Genomic DNA, 17,566 nt, shown 5'->3' on the forward strand with positions numbered 1-17,566 from the left:
TCAATACTATAATTTTAGTGGTAATTTTTAAACTATAGTTTAGAATCACAATATAGTTATTTTAAAGTCTTAAACTAAAGTAGAGGGAGTAGATAGTAAAGATGACTCAGACAGATAAAAGTAAGCAGAAACAGGTTATTATCATAGCAGCGGTTGTGTTAATTGCCCCTGTGATTATTGGACTTTTAGTAAACCTTGGCAGTCATGATATTGAGGATGTCAGGATAAAGATGGAGGAGTATTTATATGAAAGGTATGGAGAGGAGTTTGTTGTTGACAGGATAGGAACGAGGAATAGACGTAATAAGGAGTTGTATCAAGCAAGGATATATCCAAAATCAATAGTAGGTACCAATAAAGAAGGTGATGATTTTTATTATGCCAGTGCAACTTTAGAAAAATTTAATTTTGGTAAATTAGGTAATCCAGGTGATAGTTATAGTTATGTGATGATGAACAAAACGGCTGAAGAGTATATTTTGCCTGTAGCAAAAAAGATATTTGGAAATAGAGTTCTAATGAAAGTAGATAGTGAAATAGAAATTTGGGGGCGTGAAGAGGTAATAGTAAAGGAATATAGAAAAAAAGATCCAAACAGTGATGGAGTAGATGCTTTTATTGGATATAAAGAGAGGAATTTTAAAAAGGCTAGACAGAGGGTTATTAATGCCCCTGACAAAAATAAATTAATTTTAAAACTATTCATTTATATCTTCGACCGGATAGAAACGGAAGAAGAAAAGGAAGCGAGGAGGAGAGAGATATTTGAGTTTGTGCAGTATCTAAAGGAAGAAGGCCTATATAAATACCTGGAACTGGGGGTCATCTTTATAGATGAAAGGGTGCTGGCCCCGGGGTATGGAGAATATAGCCTGGCAGTGAGGTTTTCAGATAAGGAAAAGGTAGAGATAGGAGGGAAGAAAGTATATCTACCGCCGCTGGAATTAAGGAAGGAGATGTCAGCAAAGCTACAGGAAGAGATAGATAAGATGAGTGAGGAAGAACTGCTGGAGAGGATGGGGAGGATAAAGAAGAGTAGGTTGGTAGATTTGACGAAATACAATTCACAATATGGTACTTTTATTTATTCATGGGGAATGCTTGAAGAGAATTATCCATCATCTTTAAGTAGAAGAGATAAAAATAGGGATTATAGTAAATTAGAACATGTTCGCTTAGGCAAAGGAGAAAATTATATATATCTGAGTCAGGAGGGAAAAAATAATGAGAAATGATAAGAAAAAAGATTCAGGTTTTGAATTTGAGAAATTGCCTATTGATAGTGAAAGGACAGTAAATGATAAAGAGTTATTAACATTTACTAATTTAACTAATCTTAAGTGGGAGTTTGTATCGTTAAATAAAAAGGTAAAAAATAAATTTGGTAAAGAATCAAGAGAAGTTTTAAGACTAAGCGAAGTTTTGAAAGACCCGGAAAGGTTTGCTATAAGAGATGAAAATGGGGAAGTGAAGGAATATGTTTATGGTACAGATATTCAAGGTAATTACCATGGGAAAGAAACAGGCCTAAAAGAACTCCGTAAAGAAGCAGGGATTGCTATGGAGTATCTGGAGAAGGATGAGGGGGAGTTTTTAAAGAACTGGGAAGTGGTTTATGCGGCTGATAATTATAAATTAGTGACAGACTATATTGATTATTTGAAGGGGTTTTTTAGTTCTTTTAGTGGTGAAAGTGAGGAGGCAGGGGAGGGTGATGATAGTGATGATTCAAAGGGGATAAAGTTTCCCAGTAGGGAGGACCTTGAGCATTTAAATAATACGGAGAAAATAATAAAATTGGGTTTTTCCCTGGCAGATGCAGCCCTATCTATTAGCTGTAATTATGTAGGTTTAGATGGTACAACTCCTACAAATATAAGTAAAGATATAGCCAGGAATATATCTAAAAATACAATCAGGGAGGTATTAGAACAATCAGACTCCCTGGTATTGCAAATTATAGGGACAGCATTATTAGAGGTAGAAAAATTGGATCCCAAAATACTTTTACCGGTATTAAAATACGTAAGTTCACCAATATCAAAATACCTGCGTAAACAATGTGATTATGATGTAGATAAACTCATTAAAGACCTGGAGAATGACAGCCTTTCAAGGGTTGAAAATGTAAAGCTAAAAAAAGATATAAAAAAAGCCCTGGAGTCATATAGCAGGGCTATGAATATGGAAATTATCGAGAAATTGACACTCTTTGATACTGGTTTTCGGGTATTAGTCCTCAGGAAGGGGGATAATATTGTTATCGCCTATAAAGGTGAAAAGACAGATGATAACAAGGTATTACCAGCAGAATTCTATAATCTACATATAGTCTATCAATTATTAGAACAGAGGGATTTCTTTGATGAAGAAAGCAGGATAAGTTTTACAGGCTATCAAGAAGGAGCAGACCTAAGTTTCTTAAATTCCTTAATAGTAGATGAAAACAACTTTGGTACTGCCCATTTCTTTTATAACAGTATTGAAAAGACAGCAGAATACCTGAATTTCACCAGAAATCATCTAGACAAAGACTATAAAAGTAATATAGAGATTGTTATCTCAGGGAGTGAAGACTTAAGTAAGGCAGTAGCAGTCAGGACCTTTTATGCAGTTATTGCTGTGACCCTAAAAGGGGTGAAGATGGCTGCTGGAATAGCCAGTCTAAAAACAGTCCTATTAACACTAATTATCTGGCAGGGGATAAAAGCAATGGCAGAGTTAGTAAATGCAGCTAAAATCAGGAGAATATATGATGAACTTAAAAAGTTGGGCTTAATTAAGTCAAATGATAAGAAAGAGCAGGAAGGGTATTTATTAAAACTTGAAAATAGAATAAAGGGATATATGACCAATGAATTCATGGATTCGGATTATATTACCCTGGAAATAGAAGGGGGTAAAAAAGTAGATATAAAAAAAGAAGATGCCATATACCTGCTATCAAAGGAATATGATGATGATATTATTAAAGACTCACAGGGCAGATTAAAAGTAGAAATAATTCACAGTATAAGCAGAATAGGCTCAGATGCTGAAAAATATATCCTGGAAGAAAAAGAAGGCATTTATCAAATAACAGAGGTATTTACTAAAGGGCTTCTTTATAGAGAGTTAAATGAAGAAGAACGGGAAGAGAAACTGGCTTCAGGTGAAGTGCTTACCAGTATTATGGAAATGATGGGTGGAATACAGAGGAATTATATCAACAGGGCAGCCAGAATAAGGTTTAATTACTATGATAAGAGGGATTTTGTTTCCAGCGAAGCAGGGGATTTATTAATAAAAGATAATCTATTGGATTTACTAGATGAAATAGAGGAATCAAACAAAGAAGTAGACTCAAAGATAATAAACTACTTAAAAACTATACCAGAAAGCAGAGGGATAGGGAATCTATTAAAAAAAGCAACAATTACTGTCAATGAGTTAATGGATAAGCTGCCTGGGGAAACACTAATTAATGAATTCATCTTTATGCCTTATATAAGTAAAGAGGGATATCTAGAAAATGAATTAAGACAAGAGTATATAGCCAGTGTGTTTAAATCAATGATTCAATATCATTATGAAGACCAGAAAAAACACTATTTACATAAGATTAAATATGAAAAAGGAGAAAGGGTCGAATACTCAGATGACTTCAAAAAATTATTTGGAGAAATTGACCTTAATGAAGAATTGCTTCAAAAAATGGAGGAGATAAGTAATATTATATTTATTGAAAAACCCTATTCTCAATATGACGATTATCATGCCGCCTTTAATCATTACCGGAAGGTTTTAAAAAAATTAAGGTCAGAAAAAGAAAAGCTGGAAAACAAATATTACAAAGACGGTTCAAAAAAGATGGAGAGCTTTAAAGGCCTATTTACCAGGATAGCAGGGATAATAACAGTAAATCCTGCTGCAGGAAAAGGGAAAACAGTTATGGAGTATAAATATAACCCCTATGACTGTGTAACAGGGGGTATATTAGAAATAATGGGTCTCAAAGAACATGTAGAAAGTGTTGCTTGCGTCCCTAAATATGATTTGATCATCAGACATACAGAACCAGGGAGAAAAAGCCTGTTGGCCCAGGGTATTGATATTAAAAAAGGGGCAACGGTGGAGATGAAATTTCGCCGGGGAGGAAAACCTATTAAAACTGCTGATTTAATTAAGTATTGTAAAAAACATGAAAGGCCGAAAGAAAACTCGCTCGGCTAGGATATTAAAGTGATTTGGAGTTGATAGATAAAATGGAAGAAAAACAAAAAAAGTTATTGAGAAAAGCCTTTGAGATAGATTTTCAAAAAACCCCCTTAGAAATAATTGAAGAGTTGGCAGGGGAGATAGATGCAGAGAGTAAAGTTACAGTTGAAGAAGAGATAATTGAAGACAGTAAAAAAATAGTTAATTATCACATTGATGATAATTTGAACAGGGTTATGATATTGTCAATAGCAGCTGGTTTGCCGACTAAAGAGTTTTTAAAGGCAGAAAATATATACAAAGACCGGGAGAAACAGACAGAAAAGAAGGGGGATAGTGAGGATAAAACAGAATACAAATATTACCTGGAAGGCTCACTACTCTGCGGTTCCTTAGCCCAGTATGCCGCTATTATAGCTGAGGGTTTTGTAGAACACTGCCAGGCAGAGACCTATAACTCTATTGGTTTAAAAAAATTCTTGAGATTTCAGGGAAATGAATTTCTGGGTTTAAAAATTGGTTTGTTATATTACCTAAATGATCTCTATTATGAGCAGCGTAGCATGATGAAAGAGATATTATATAGCTGTGAAGACTGCGGCTTAATAAAGTATGGTAATATAAGTGAAGAATACAGGACATATCGAGGGGATAAATTAAATGAAGGTAAAATAAAAAAAGTATTAGCTGATATATTTAAAAATTGTTTAGAAATAGAAGAAAAAGTAGCAGCAGACCTGGTAGAAGAGCAGTTTGACCCTGGAATAGTAGAACGAAAGATGCGTTTTATTGATAGATATGAGTTATATGAAAAAAAGAATAGGGAGAAAAATGATAAGATAGTTAATTATATCTTTTCAGAAAATATACCAGCCCAATTATTTAAACAGATAGGTGCAAGCTATCTAGTTGATGAGGGATTAAAAAAATATAATGGTGACCTAAGGAGAAAATCACTTAATCAGTTAGAGGAAATAGAGGAAGATAAACTAAATAATTTTAAAGAACATAACTTTGAAGTATTTGAACCATATCTATTATTAAAAGAAGATGGTAATGGTAGTGAGGCCAAAAATAGATTAAGAGAAAAACCTAAGTTAAATCAGCTAACTGATAAAATGAGCTATGATTACTTATCTTCCTTGATTAAAGATATAGTTATAGAGATAAATAATAAGGACCATTCCCTGATAAAAGAATTATTCCAAAAATCCTATAGTTCCAGAAAAGATGAATTGATTTATTTGGTAAAAGATAGACTTGTTTATAGTATGTACCATAAGGGTTTATTGAAAGAATCAGCAATAGAATATAGCTCAGACTTTTTAAGAAATAACCCGGGTTTATTTCAGAATGCTAAAAAAACCTATCCCCTGGATAGGGCAGTAATCAAGCAGTTTGAAAAAATGAGAACAGCAGAGATTACCGCTCTCTGGGAATGGAAACTAAGCGCTGATGGTATCTTCCTTATTCTAGGGAGTCAAATTGACTCAGAAGAAGTAATAAAATACCACAGTTCAACAGGTGTTTTCAATAACCAGAGGGAAGAGATAAGACTGGAACTTGACCAGCCATCACAAAATAAAATTTATGGCAGCCATGGAAAACCAGCCAATTATCAGAAGATATATGACCATGAGGAAGGGGCCTATAACTTCTCCTCCCAACAGGGGGCAGGTTTTATCATCCTCAGTACCCATAAAAATCCGGAACAGGGAATAAAGATAGATGGCCGGGATATTTCTGGACAGTATGAGGAGAAAGACAGAGAGGAAGCTAATATTGCCGGCCGGATTAAAACACTGCGTGATACCTACTTTGGTAAAAATATCATCTTGAGGGATAAAAAAACAACATATGGTCAGTTAAGTGGTGATTTAATCTATATCTATGGCCCTCAGAAAGAAGACGAGCTTATCATTGAAGGTTTCCAGAACGGAGACTATGGTATTACCCTAAGGGAGAAAGTCCGGCAGCAAGAAGATGATAAACAGGCGGTTACCTATACAGCCTATCATAAAGTAAGGTTTGACTGTGTAGAGTTTGTAGACCTCAAGGAAATGGTCATAGAAAAATCCATCTATGAACACAGCAGAGTAAAGATAGCCGGGGTTATTAAAGATGAAAACGCCGAGAAATACCGGGACTATCTGGAAAAAGAAGCAGACCCCAGGATTATTATCACTTATGATGATGATGACAGTAAAATACTCTTCAAGGGTATTATCAATGACTATAACATAGACTATAAATATTTTAACTATTACCTGGAACTATGGGCAGTATCATATACTATCCTCCTTGATAGAGAGAGACATACCAGGGTATATCAAAACCTGGGGACAAGCTATAATCAGGTCTGTCAAAAACTAAGTACAGCCAATGAGAAATTTAATATCAATTTTGCCAGAAGCAGTGCAGGAGAAGTCCCTTTAGTATCAGAACAATACCCCCTGGTCTTACAACACAAGGAAACCGACTGGGAATTTATTAACAGGATAGCCTCTTACCTGGATCAGGTACTAATAGTAGATGACACTAAAGATGACAATGAAACTATCAATATCCAGCTAGGCTTTCATTCAGCCCAGGCAGTTGAACTTAACAATGATAACTGGGCCAAGTGTAAAGATACAGGGCCTAAAAACACTATTTACAGGTATTACAAAGTCTACCAGCATGAACACTTCAGGTCAGACCATGTCTTTGAAGTAGGCAAAAACGTAGAGCTGCTTATAGACCATGAAAATAACACTACAGTAGAAATGGGTATTATCAAAAACAAAATATACCTGCAAAAGGGTATCCTCTACTCAGAACTAACCCTGGCCAGAGAAGAAAATATAAAAATTCTCAATAAACAGAGGAAATTTTTGATGGAAGGCAGGAGTTATCGGGCAGAGGTTAGGGAAGTCAACCAAAAACACCAGGCCCAAGTCAGTTTTATAGACATTGAAGATGATTATCAGACAGATAAGGCCCACTGGTTTCCTATAGATAAGCCATATACAGCGGCTTACAGTTCTCCTGACATAGGGGATATAGTAGATATCTACTTCAGGAACAAAAACGAGAAATATGCTACCTTAAAAAGCAGTACCACAGATGAAGCAAGAGAGATAGAGCAGAACCCTGCTGATAAAACAATCAGAACCCCTGGGGGCTATATTATAAAACTAAACAATGGTTCGATATATATAGCTTCTCCAGAGGAAGAGGCAGTACTGGAAATAACAGCAGAAGAAATCAAGATGACCAGCAGTGATAATCAAGCAGTAATCAAGAAAGGTGAAATAGAACTTAAGAATGAAAAAGGATATGGTAAGCTGTCCAAAACTGGTAGTGAAATAGGCTTTGGGAATAAGAAGGTTGAGATTAATAATGGTAAGGTGAAGTTTATTTAGCTGTAATATTGTGTTTAAAATAACAGATAAGGTATCATAATAAATAAAACCCCAGATTTGCAGATAGATCTGGGGTTTATATATTTGTCTATGTAATTGGGGTTGATGGGTTTAGCTGAATTATTGAAAATATGTTTCACCAATAGAGTTAAGAAAAGAAATGTCAGGGGTATTGCAGAAAGAGACAGAAAAAATGAATGGGGAAGAGTTATTGGCTAGTATGAGAAAGATAAGGACGAGTGATTTAAGTTATAAAAAGATTGGAAATTATAATGAACAGTATTTTGTTTAGGTTTGTTCTTTAAATATATTTAGTTTGGAGAAAAATCAAAGACTATCCGGACTATTGACAGGGGAGTATGGTTTGCTAAGAGGAAGTTGTCGATTGATAAAATTTTTTGACTTTAAAGAGTACCTGTGTTAAAATATATTATGGAAAGCGTTTTCTGAGGAGTTGTTTTTTATGGCTATTAATAATAATAAGATTTCAATAAAGGATGTCGCCAAACTGGCAGGGGTTTCTATAACAACTGTGTCAAGGGTTATTAATAATAGTAAGCACCCGGTAAGTAGTAAAACCAGGGTTGAAGTTCAAAAGGCGATTAAAGAACTGAATTTTCAACCTAATCGGCTTGCCCAGGGTTTAATAAATAATAAATCGAGTATTATAGGGGTAATTGTCCATGATATATCTGACACTTATTTTTCAGAGATGGTTAAGGGGATTGAGGAAGTTACCTTTGAAAATGATTATATCATCAATATTTATAATACAGACAGGGACATACATAAGGAATTGCAGGCTGTTAATATGCTGAAGGCTAATCAGGCAGAGGCTATAGTCTTTACTGGTGGTCACTTGATTGATGATTTTTATGACCGGCAGATAAGGGAGTATATTAAACAGTTGAAACAACAGGGGTGTTATATTATAAGTGTTAATCCCTATCCTTATAATATTAAAGATATAGACATAGGTAATAAGTTGGCTACCAGGACTATTACTGAATATTTGTTTAACAAGGGACATGAAAATATTGCTTATGTTACTGGACCAGCAATTTCTCATACAACCTGGGAAAGGTTTTCCGGTTATAAAGATGCCTTAAAAAATAAAGGACTTATCTTTAGAGAGGAATTTGTTATTTCTGGTGATTTTACTTTTGAAGGTGGGCGTAAGGCTGCTTTAGAATTATTAGATCACATTAGTGATATTACGGCAGTAGTGACTGCCAATGATGCCACTGCTCTGGGACTTATGTGGGAATTAAAACATAATGGAGTGAATATTCCAGAGGATGTTTCAGTAGTTGGGATTGGTAATATTCCAGAAACCAAATATGCCTATCCACCATTAACTACAATTGCCTTACCTTTATTTGAATTAGGTAAAAAAATTGGTAATTGCCTGATGAGTAAATTATTAAATAACAAGGTTATTCTGGAGGATATTGATGTTAAAATCGGTTTGATTGAGCGGAAATCGGTTAAAAATCTACTTTAAATTAAATTTAACGTTATAATTCTTTGTAAAAATAATATCTCTATGAATATTTAGAAAAACAATATAATTTAAAATTTTTATATAAATGGAAAAGGTTTTCTAAAAATAATAAGTATCAACACAATTGGGGGAAAGAAAATGAAACTATCTATTTGTACTGATTTATTTGAAGATTGGCCACAGGAAGAGATATTTCAGTTCATAGCTGATAAGGGTTACCAGGGGATTGAGATTGCCCCTGTTGTGTATGCTGATAATGTGAATGATATAAGTAAGAAGAGCAGACGTAAAATCAAAAAACAGGCTGCCGAGTACGGCCTGGAAATTGTAGGGCTACACTGGGTTTTAGTAGGTCCAGAGGGTGTTCATTTAACTCACCCTGAAAAATCAATTAGAAAGATTACCAGGGATTATCTATTAAATTTGCTAGAGTTTTGTGGTGATATTGGAGGAGAAGTAATAGTTTTTGGTTCTCCCCGCCAGAGGGATCTCTTAGATGGTGTTAGCAGAGAAGATGGCTATAGATATGCAGCAGATATTTTCAGTCAGTGTATGGGTTATGCAGCTGAGAGAGGTGTTACTATCTGCATTGAGCCACTTGGTCAAAATGAGACTAATTTTATTAATAGTATTACTGAGGCTATCCAGTTAATAGAGATGGTTGATCATAAAAATTTTCAGGCTATGGTTGATATTAAGGCTGCCTTAACAGAAAATAAACCAATTAAGGAAATTATTCGGGAAGCAGCTAAATACCTTTACCATATTCATTTGAATGATGCTAATGGTATTGCCCCGGGTTTTGGTAAAACAGACTTTGCCCCAATTATTGAAGAATTAAATAATATAAATTATAACAGGTATCTTTCACTTGAAATCTTTGAACTGCAGGCCAGTGTCAAAGAAACAGCAGTACAGAGTTATGATTACCTGCTTGGTTTATAGGGATGCAGTAGCTTTTTAAAGCTATTAGCAGAATTCATATACTGGGGGTGATAAAAATTTTTTTTTAAATTGTTCCGGGATGACTCATTTAATTTAAACTAGGAGGTATTTAAAAGATGAAGAAATTAACTATTCTTGGTATTTTGGTTCTTTTTGTTCTTGTTTCTACTTGTGTTGTAATGGCAGATGATTATGAATGGCAGCCTAAGAAACCTATTAATTTAATTGTGCCCTGGGGTGCTGGTGGTTCAACAGATAGGTCTGCCCGTGTTACCGCTGATATTGTTAGTGATGCCTTAGGAGTTGAAATTATAGTTGTTAACCAAGGTGGTTCATCAGGGGCTGTTGGTACTAATAATGCTTTGCAGGCCCCTAAAGATGGCTTGACCTGGACTGCAGGGGCAGTAAAAGACCTAGGTTTATACAAAGCCCAGGGACTCCTGAATACTACCCTAGATGACTGGCATATTTATACAAATGTAGCTATGCCGTCGGTTATTTCTGTAAGTGTTGATTCACCATATGAAGATTTTGGCGACCTTTTACAGGCTTTTAAAGATAATCCCGGAAAAATCAAAGTTGCTACTGCTGGGATAAATTCAGCTGGTGGAACTGCTATAGCACAGATTAAGAACTATACTGGTATTGAATACAATCATGTAACCTATGATGGTGGGAATCCTGCTGTTGTATCAGTTGTAAGTGGTGAGAGTGATGTTGTACCACAGTTATCTGTTGAACAGGTTGATATGATTAATGCTGGAAGACTGAGACCTCTGGCTGTTTTATCAGATGAACCCCTGAAGATTGCAGGTTATGATGAGCCTGTACCTTCTATTAAGAAGTGGATACCTGAGTTTGTAAGTGCTCCTATCTATTTTGGCCTTTTTGTTCCTAAAGGTGTACCAGAAGAGGTAACCTATACTTTGAACACAATTTGGGAGAATGTGGTTATGAAGTCAGAAAAGTTAGAAGACTGGGCAGCTGAAAATGCAGTTGTCTATGACCCTGTTTATGGAGCAAAGGCTGTTGCTAAATCATTCCCTATGATTCAACTTGATGCCTATCTTAAATACGAGGCAGGCGATCTGATAATAAATCCTGTTAAATTAGGTATTCCACGTCCTTAAGGATTATTTCTGCGGAACTGCCCTTTTTAAGGGCGTTCCGCATTTAAATAAAACTTAGCTACTATCCTGATTATAAAGGAGGGTGATGATTGTGAAAGAAAAAGATATGCCCAAGGCTGATTTTATAACATCAATTGTATTAATAGTATTTTCGATTGCTGTTATAGTTATGTCATTACAAATGCCCAGATTTGAATACAGGGGTGCTAATCCCTGGTCAGTCCCTGGTATTGTACCAGGTATACTGGGGGTGAGTATTGGTCTGATGGGTATTGCTTTGTTAGTTCGCTCTATTAAAAGAAAGGGCCGTAATTTAGGTATTTCTAAAGAAAAGTTAATAGACTGGCTCCATAAACCTGCCTCTATTCGACTTTTATTAACTGTATTACTTACATTGATCTACGCCTGGGGTCTTATTGGTAGTATGCCCTATATTTTAGCAACCTTTTTATTTATCACTGTATTTATTATTATCTTTGAATATAATCGAAAAGAAAAGAGACAGAAAAAAATTAAAAAAATAATAGTGGCAATTATTATTGGTTTGATTGCTGCTGCTGCAGTATCAGCCTTATTTCAATATGCATTTATGATCAGACTACCATAGGAAGGAGTTGCTTGAATTGTTTGATGGATTAATGATGTTTCTTGAAAGTCTGGCAGGTTTTATGAAACCAATGACATTATTTAATGTGCTCTGGGCGACCCAGTTAGGGATTATCATTGGTATGCTTCCTGGACTTACAGCTACAATGGGTGTTGCTTTATTAACAACACTGACCTTTAAATTGCCGGCAGGTGAGGCAATATTAATTCTCATTTGTAATTATGTTGGGGCTATTTATGGAGGGAGTAGGAGTGCAATTCTCCTTAATATCCCTGGAACACCAGCAAATGCTGCTACTGCAGTTGATGGTCACCCACTTGCCCAGCAGGGGCTAGCAGGAAGAGCGATTGGTATTGCCACTACTGGTTCATTTTTAGGTAGTGTAGTTGGAATATTTTGCCTGGCAGTTTTTACTCCCTTGATTGGGAATTTCGCTCTCAATTTTCAATCCTTTGAGTTTTTTACTTTAGCAATTTTTGGGGTGGTAATCTGTGGTAATCTTACTGCGCCTAAAGACCCTATCAAGGGTTGGATAGCAGGTTTTCTGGGATTATTTGTAGCTATGATTGGTATGGAAGGTATACATGCCCACATACGTTTTTCCTTTGGCAATGTTAATCTTGCTGGGGGTATAGACCTTATTCCAGCTATGGTTGGGGTCTTTGGATTTTCTGAAATTATAATGGTTATGAAGAACCAAAAACTTCAGGTAGTTAATACCAAGATAACACGTATAATACCTAAAGTGAGAGAGGTTTTACGTTACTGGAAAACAATTATTAGGTCAGGAATTATTGGTGTTTTTGTAGGAGCTATACCTGGTGTTGGTGAAGATATTGGTGCCTGGGTATCCTATGATTTTGCTAAAAATGCCAGTAAAGAACCAGAGAAATTTGGTAAAGGTAGTTATGAAGGACTTATTTCAGCGGAATGTGGCAATAATGCTGCCTGTGGAGGGACTATTATTCCGGTTCTTTCTTTAGGTATACCGGGGTCTGCCCCTGCAGCAGTACTTATGGCTGCTATGTTTATTCATGGTGTAAGACCTGGACCTTTAATTATGGTTGAAAACCCAGAATTTGTTTTTCAGACAGTTGCAATGGTATTGTTGGCTACAGTTGCTATGTTTGTTCTGGGTTTATCAATGGTTAAATGGCTGGTTAAAGTACTTCAGGTACCACGTGAAAAATTAATGCCTATTATATTTGTACTCTGTGTGATCGGAGCCTTTGCCCTGGAATCAAATCTATTTGATGTTACAATAATGGTAGTCTTTGGTCTACTAGGTTTTTTGATGAAGGAAATGGATTACCCGGTAGCACCACTTGTTCTTGGTATAATCCTGGGGGATATTCTTGATAAAAATTTACGAAGGGCTTTAATAGTAAGTGAGGGGAATATCCTACAAATATTTGATCGCCCTATAAGTCTTGTTATTATTGCCTTAACAATCCTGACAATGTTAAGTAAAACAAGCTGGTTTAGAAATTTCTGGAGTATTACCAAAAAACGGGCTGTAGGCCTTATAAAAAAATAAATAATGATATACTTACTAATTGGGAAGCATGCTAAATTATTCAAATACATGCTTCCTAATTATAACTGATGGATAGAATTTATTATTCTGGAGGGAATATAAATGAAGAAGGTTAAATATGGTATTATTGGTGCTGGATTTGTTGCTGATATCCATCTAAATGCTTTAGAACACTTAAGGAATAGTAAAGTGGAAGTTGTTGGGGTTGCTGCCCGAAATAAAAATAGGCTTAAATCATTTGCTGAAAAGCATAATATTCCATTAATCTATACTGATTGGAAGGAACTTATTAAGCAAGAAGATATAGATGTTATCGATATTTGTACCCCGACAAATTTGCATGGTGTGATGATCAAGGAAATAGCATCAGCAGGTAAGTCTATTATTTGTGAAAAGCCCTTGAGTGGATACTTTGGTAAGGAATTAAATTTAGACCGTGTAGGAGAAGAAGTATCAAGGGAAAAAATGTTTCAAAAGATTAATAGAGAGATAAATGAAATCCAAGAGGTAATAAATAAAAATAAAGTAAAATTTATGTATGCAGAAAACTGGATATATGCCCCACCATATCAAAAAATGCTCAATTTGTTAAATAAGAGTGATGGTGTTATCCTTGATATTAGAGCAGAAGAGAGTCATTCAGGGTCACATGCCCAATATTCCAGAACATGGGAAAACTCTGGTGGTGGAGCTTTACTCAGACTGGGGGCCCATCCAGTAGCAGGAGTAATTTATCTGAAGTATTTTGAAGGAATAAATAGACATAATCAGCCGATAATACCTGAAGCTGTGGTGGGGGAAGTAAGTTATAACAGTAAGTTAGATGCTGTCAAAAGAGATAAAAATTCCTTCCTGGTCAAGGAATGGGTTGATGTAGAGGACTGGGCTACAGTAGTGATTAATTTTAGTGATGGCACCAAAGCTATTGTTGTTTCATCTGATTGTGTTCTTGGTGGTGTACGCAATGAAATGAGGGTCTTTACCACTAATTCAGTAGTAAATCTTGATATGAGTCAGAGTAATGCTGTGACTGCCTTTGCACCGGCAGATGGAATTTTTGCTGATGAGTATATTACTGAAAAAATTGAAACTACTGCCGGGTGGAGTAATCCGAGCCCTGATGAAGACTGGATGCGGGGATATCCTGCTGAAATGGAAGATTTTATGGATTCTATTATTGAAGATAAAGAAGCTTTATCAGGGTGGTATTTAGCTGAAGAAACCCTAAAAGTAATCTATGCTGCATATTTATCCGCTGAGAAGGGTGAAAGAATTTCCTTGAATAAAAATAAGGAAAAGTAGGAAAAAGAAAATATTTATAAAGTAAGGGGGCTTAATATGAGAAATAATAAGTTTAACTACAAAACACTGGGGGAGTTAAAGGATGATATCAGACGGCTTAACCTTAACTGTCCGGTAGAAGAAGATATTGATGTTTTAGGTGAAGAAATAAAGATTGTTGAAAGGGTTATACCAAATCGTCTGGCTATTCACCCTATGGAAGGGGCAGATGCCAACAGTGATGGTAGACCTGGTGAATTAACCTTAAGGAGATATAAAAGATATGCTGAAAGTGGTGCTGGTTTAATCTGGGTTGAGGCGGTAGCTGTCAATGAGTCAGGTCGGGCCAATAATAAACAGTTGTATCTAAATGAAGAGACAGTTGCTGAGTTCGAGAATATGGTAGATATGATTAGGGAAAAAGCCGCTGAAACCATGGGGCATGATTTCAATCCCTATCTGGTAATCCAGCTGACTCATTCAGGTCGCTTTGGTGAAAATAGGGATATACTATTCCATCATGAACTGGCTGATAAGGCTGCTGGTATTGACAGTAGTAAGGCGGTAATGACTGATGAAGAGCTTGCTAGTCTTGAAGATGATTTTTTAAGGGCTGCTAGACTGGCGAAAAAAGCAGGATTTGATGCTGTTGATGTCAAGGCCTGTCACCGTTATTTGCTTTCAGAAAATCTGGCTGCCCATACCAGGAATGGCAAATATGGTGGGGATTATGAAAACCGCACCCGTTTGTTTAAAAATGCAGTACGTAAAATTAGTGAAAGGGTAGATATAGACCTGGCTTCTAGAATGAATATCTATGATGCTATACCATATCCATATGGCTGGGGTACTGATCAAAAAGGAAATGAAGATTTAAGTGAGCCCCGGAGATTAGTAAGAGAAATGGAAGAACTGGGGGTAAAACTAATAAATGTAACTGCTGCGACTCCATACATTTATCCCCATATTAACCGTCCTTATGATTTGCCCGGGAATCTTGGCTATAAACCGCCAGAACATCCACTTATTGGAGTGGAGCGTTTACTTAGATTGGGAAGAGTAGTTCAGGAGGAGCTTAATGACTGTATTGTAGTAGGTACTGGATATACCTGGTTAAGGCAATTTGCGCCTCATGTAGCTGCTGGAGTTATCAAAAATGGTTGGGCAAAAATGATTGGTTTTGGGAGGCAGGCTTTTGCTTACCCGGATTTTGCTAAAGATATTGTTAAAGATGGCCAGATGAATACTAAAAAGGTATGTGTCACCTGTAGTAAGTGTGCAGAATTGAAGGCAAAGAAAAAACATAGTGGTTGTGTAATACGCGATAAAGAAGTATATCTGCCAATCTATCAAAAATTACTTGAAGAATATAAAGCAGAAAAAGCATAGGAAATAGTATATGGATAAAATATTATCTTTGCCTCTCTATATTAAATTGATCAGAGGGGGATTAGTGTCATGAAAGATTTAATTTCAGTTTTACTGGTTGGCATAGGTGGTTACGGTAAAAACTATTTTGACGAATTGGCAAATAATACAAATAGGAGCGATTATCAAATTGCAGCTGTAGTTGATCCATATGCAGAAAAGTCGCCGAAAATAAAAGAAGTACGAGGCAGGGGAATTCCTGTATTTAGTAAAATGGAAGACTTTTATCAGGAACATACTGCTGATTATGTGTGTATCTCTTCACCGATTCAATTTCATGCCAGTCAGACAGTAATAGCCTTAGATAATGGTGCAGGTGTAATTTGTGAAAAGCCTTTATCAGCAACTGTTCAAGAAGGTAGAAAGATGCTTGAAGCTGAGCGGGAGAGTGATAGACCTGTTGGTATTGCTTATCAATGGTCTTTTAGTCAGGCTATTCAATTATTAAAAAAAGATATAATTGCTGGTGTTTTTGGTAAACCACTCAGGTTAAAGACTCTGGTTAGCTGGCCCAGGGATATTGAATACTATAAGCGAAATAACTGGGCTGGTAAAAAGAGGGATAGTGGTCAGTGGATACTGGATAGTGTTGCTAATAATGCTACTGCACATTATCTCCATAATATGTTTTATGTGTTGGGTAAGGAGATTGAAAAAAGTGCCTGGCCGGTAAAATTAAGAGCTGAGCTTTATAGGGCTAATGATATTGATAACTATGATACTGCTGCGGTCCGTGTTTTTACTGAGCAGGGTGTAGAACTGCTCTATCTGGCAACACATGCCAGTCAGGAAAAAATAAATCCTAGATTTTCTTATGAATTTGAACAGGCAATAATATATTTTGACCAGGATAAGGATTGTCAGATAAAAGCAGAATTTAAGGATGGTAGAAACAAGGTTTATGGTGACCCTTTTGCAGACAAATTTAATAAAATATGGACTGTCCTGGATGCTATTAAAGGTGAGGGATCTTATCTCTGCGGTGTTGAAGCTGCTTTACCTCATGTTATCTGTGTTAATGGTATGCAGGAATCTCTGCCTGAAATAAGTAATTTTCCAAATGAATTAATTGAGCAGGATAGGGATGAAGACGGTAGAGAGAGAGGAGTCTATGTTAAGGGTTTAAGTAAATTATTCCTGGATTGTTATAATAACTGGCAGCTTCCTGATGAGACCGAGGTTCATTGGACAGAGCTAGGGAAGGAAGTAGATTTAACAGCTTATGAATATTTTCCTTCAGGAAATTATTCTGCTGTTTGACAAGTGTGTCTATAACTTTAAAGATCGACAAATATATTTGTTTCCCTTGTCGTGCACTACGGCTCACTGACTCTTCTTTTTATTACGCATGGGCGAGTCAGTATCAGGCCATCGAGGCCAAGTTCCTGCCTTCGCTTACTGTCGAGAAATTGTCTTTCGGTGTCCTACCTTCAGACAATTTCTAGAGTCGTACAACAAATATATTTGTCTAAGTTAAGGTGGGCGAAGACACAGATGCTGAAGTGCAATCTTAATTTTTTCTTGTATGATTTG

The 17,566-nt window shown here is 36.0% G+C and carries 11 protein-coding genes; all 11 read left to right on the plus strand.

Translation table 11 applies throughout. The features are described from left to right. Window positions 1-101: 101 nt before the first annotated feature. The 11 genes from D7D81_RS07085 (at window position 102) to D7D81_RS07135 (ending at window position 17,293) form a co-directional block, all read left to right on the plus strand. A complete protein-coding gene (locus D7D81_RS07085) occupies window positions 102-1,235 on the plus strand; it encodes a hypothetical protein (RefSeq protein ID WP_125988631.1) in 1,134 nt (377 codons plus the stop codon). Continuing rightward, a complete protein-coding gene (locus D7D81_RS07090) occupies window positions 1,225-4,212 on the plus strand; it encodes a hypothetical protein (RefSeq protein WP_125988633.1) in 2,988 nt (995 codons plus the stop codon). The genes D7D81_RS07085 and D7D81_RS07090 overlap by 11 nt, the downstream gene beginning before the upstream one ends. A 14-nt stretch (window positions 4,213-4,226) precedes the next feature. Beyond that, window positions 4,227-7,601: a hypothetical protein gene (locus D7D81_RS07095; protein ID WP_125988635.1), complete on the plus strand. Its 3,375-nt coding sequence runs from the start codon at window positions 4,227-4,229 to the stop codon at window positions 7,599-7,601. A 463-nt stretch (window positions 7,602-8,064) separates the two neighbouring features. Then, the gene (locus D7D81_RS07100; RefSeq protein ID WP_125988637.1) at window positions 8,065-9,105 is read left to right on the plus strand and encodes a LacI family DNA-binding transcriptional regulator; all 1,041 of its coding nucleotides are present in this window, start codon (window positions 8,065-8,067) and stop codon (window positions 9,103-9,105) included. 138 nt (window positions 9,106-9,243) lie between these two features. Next, window positions 9,244-10,050 (plus strand): sugar phosphate isomerase/epimerase family protein, encoded by an 807-nt coding sequence (locus D7D81_RS07105; protein WP_125988639.1) that lies wholly within the window; start codon window positions 9,244-9,246, stop codon window positions 10,048-10,050. A 116-nt stretch (window positions 10,051-10,166) separates the two neighbouring features. After that, the gene (locus tag D7D81_RS07110; RefSeq protein ID WP_125988641.1) at window positions 10,167-11,180 is read left to right on the plus strand and encodes a tripartite tricarboxylate transporter substrate binding protein; all 1,014 of its coding nucleotides are present in this window, start codon (window positions 10,167-10,169) and stop codon (window positions 11,178-11,180) included. A gap of 91 nt (window positions 11,181-11,271) precedes the next feature. Next, window positions 11,272-11,787, plus strand: a complete 516-nt coding sequence (locus D7D81_RS07115; protein ID WP_164522141.1) for a tripartite tricarboxylate transporter TctB family protein — start codon at window positions 11,272-11,274, stop codon at window positions 11,785-11,787. Between the two features lie 16 nt (window positions 11,788-11,803). After that, the gene (locus tag D7D81_RS07120; protein ID WP_205739367.1) at window positions 11,804-13,324 is read left to right on the plus strand and encodes a tripartite tricarboxylate transporter permease; all 1,521 of its coding nucleotides are present in this window, start codon (window positions 11,804-11,806) and stop codon (window positions 13,322-13,324) included. 102 nt (window positions 13,325-13,426) lie between these two features. Beyond that, window positions 13,427-14,626, plus strand: a complete 1,200-nt coding sequence (locus D7D81_RS07125) for a Gfo/Idh/MocA family protein (RefSeq protein WP_125988645.1) — start codon at window positions 13,427-13,429, stop codon at window positions 14,624-14,626. Between the two features lie 36 nt (window positions 14,627-14,662). Beyond that, complete coding sequence (locus tag D7D81_RS07130) at window positions 14,663-15,994, plus strand: oxidoreductase (protein ID WP_125988647.1); 1,332 nt, start codon at window positions 14,663-14,665, stop codon at window positions 15,992-15,994. Window positions 15,995-16,063: 69 nt separating this feature from the next. Further along, window positions 16,064-17,293, plus strand: a complete 1,230-nt coding sequence (locus D7D81_RS07135; protein WP_125988649.1) for a Gfo/Idh/MocA family protein — start codon at window positions 16,064-16,066, stop codon at window positions 17,291-17,293. The last annotated feature ends 273 nt before the right edge of the window (window positions 17,294-17,566 follow it).

The sequence above is a fragment of the Halocella sp. SP3-1 genome (assembly GCF_003953885.1).
GTDB lineage: Bacteria > Bacillota > Halanaerobiia > Halanaerobiales > DTU029 > Iocasia > Iocasia fonsfrigidae.

Bases quoted from the DNA above. Each gene is read 5' to 3' on its own strand.
- D7D81_RS07085 (WP_125988631.1), top strand. From the start codon at position 102: ATGACTCAGACAGATAAAAGTAAGCAGAAACAGGTTATTATCATAGCA.
- D7D81_RS07110 (WP_125988641.1), top strand. From the start codon at position 10,167: ATGAAGAAATTAACTATTCTTGGTATTTTGGTTCTTTTTGTTCTTGTT.
- D7D81_RS07090 (WP_125988633.1), top strand. From the start codon at position 1,225: ATGAGAAATGATAAGAAAAAAGATTCAGGTTTTGAATTTGAGAAATTG.
- D7D81_RS07135 (WP_125988649.1), top strand. From the start codon at position 16,064: ATGAAAGATTTAATTTCAGTTTTACTGGTTGGCATAGGTGGTTACGGT.
- D7D81_RS07100 (WP_125988637.1), top strand. From the start codon at position 8,065: ATGGCTATTAATAATAATAAGATTTCAATAAAGGATGTCGCCAAACTG.
- D7D81_RS07105 (WP_125988639.1), top strand. From the start codon at position 9,244: ATGAAACTATCTATTTGTACTGATTTATTTGAAGATTGGCCACAGGAA.
- D7D81_RS07125 (WP_125988645.1), top strand. From the start codon at position 13,427: ATGAAGAAGGTTAAATATGGTATTATTGGTGCTGGATTTGTTGCTGAT.
- D7D81_RS07130 (WP_125988647.1), top strand. From the start codon at position 14,663: ATGAGAAATAATAAGTTTAACTACAAAACACTGGGGGAGTTAAAGGAT.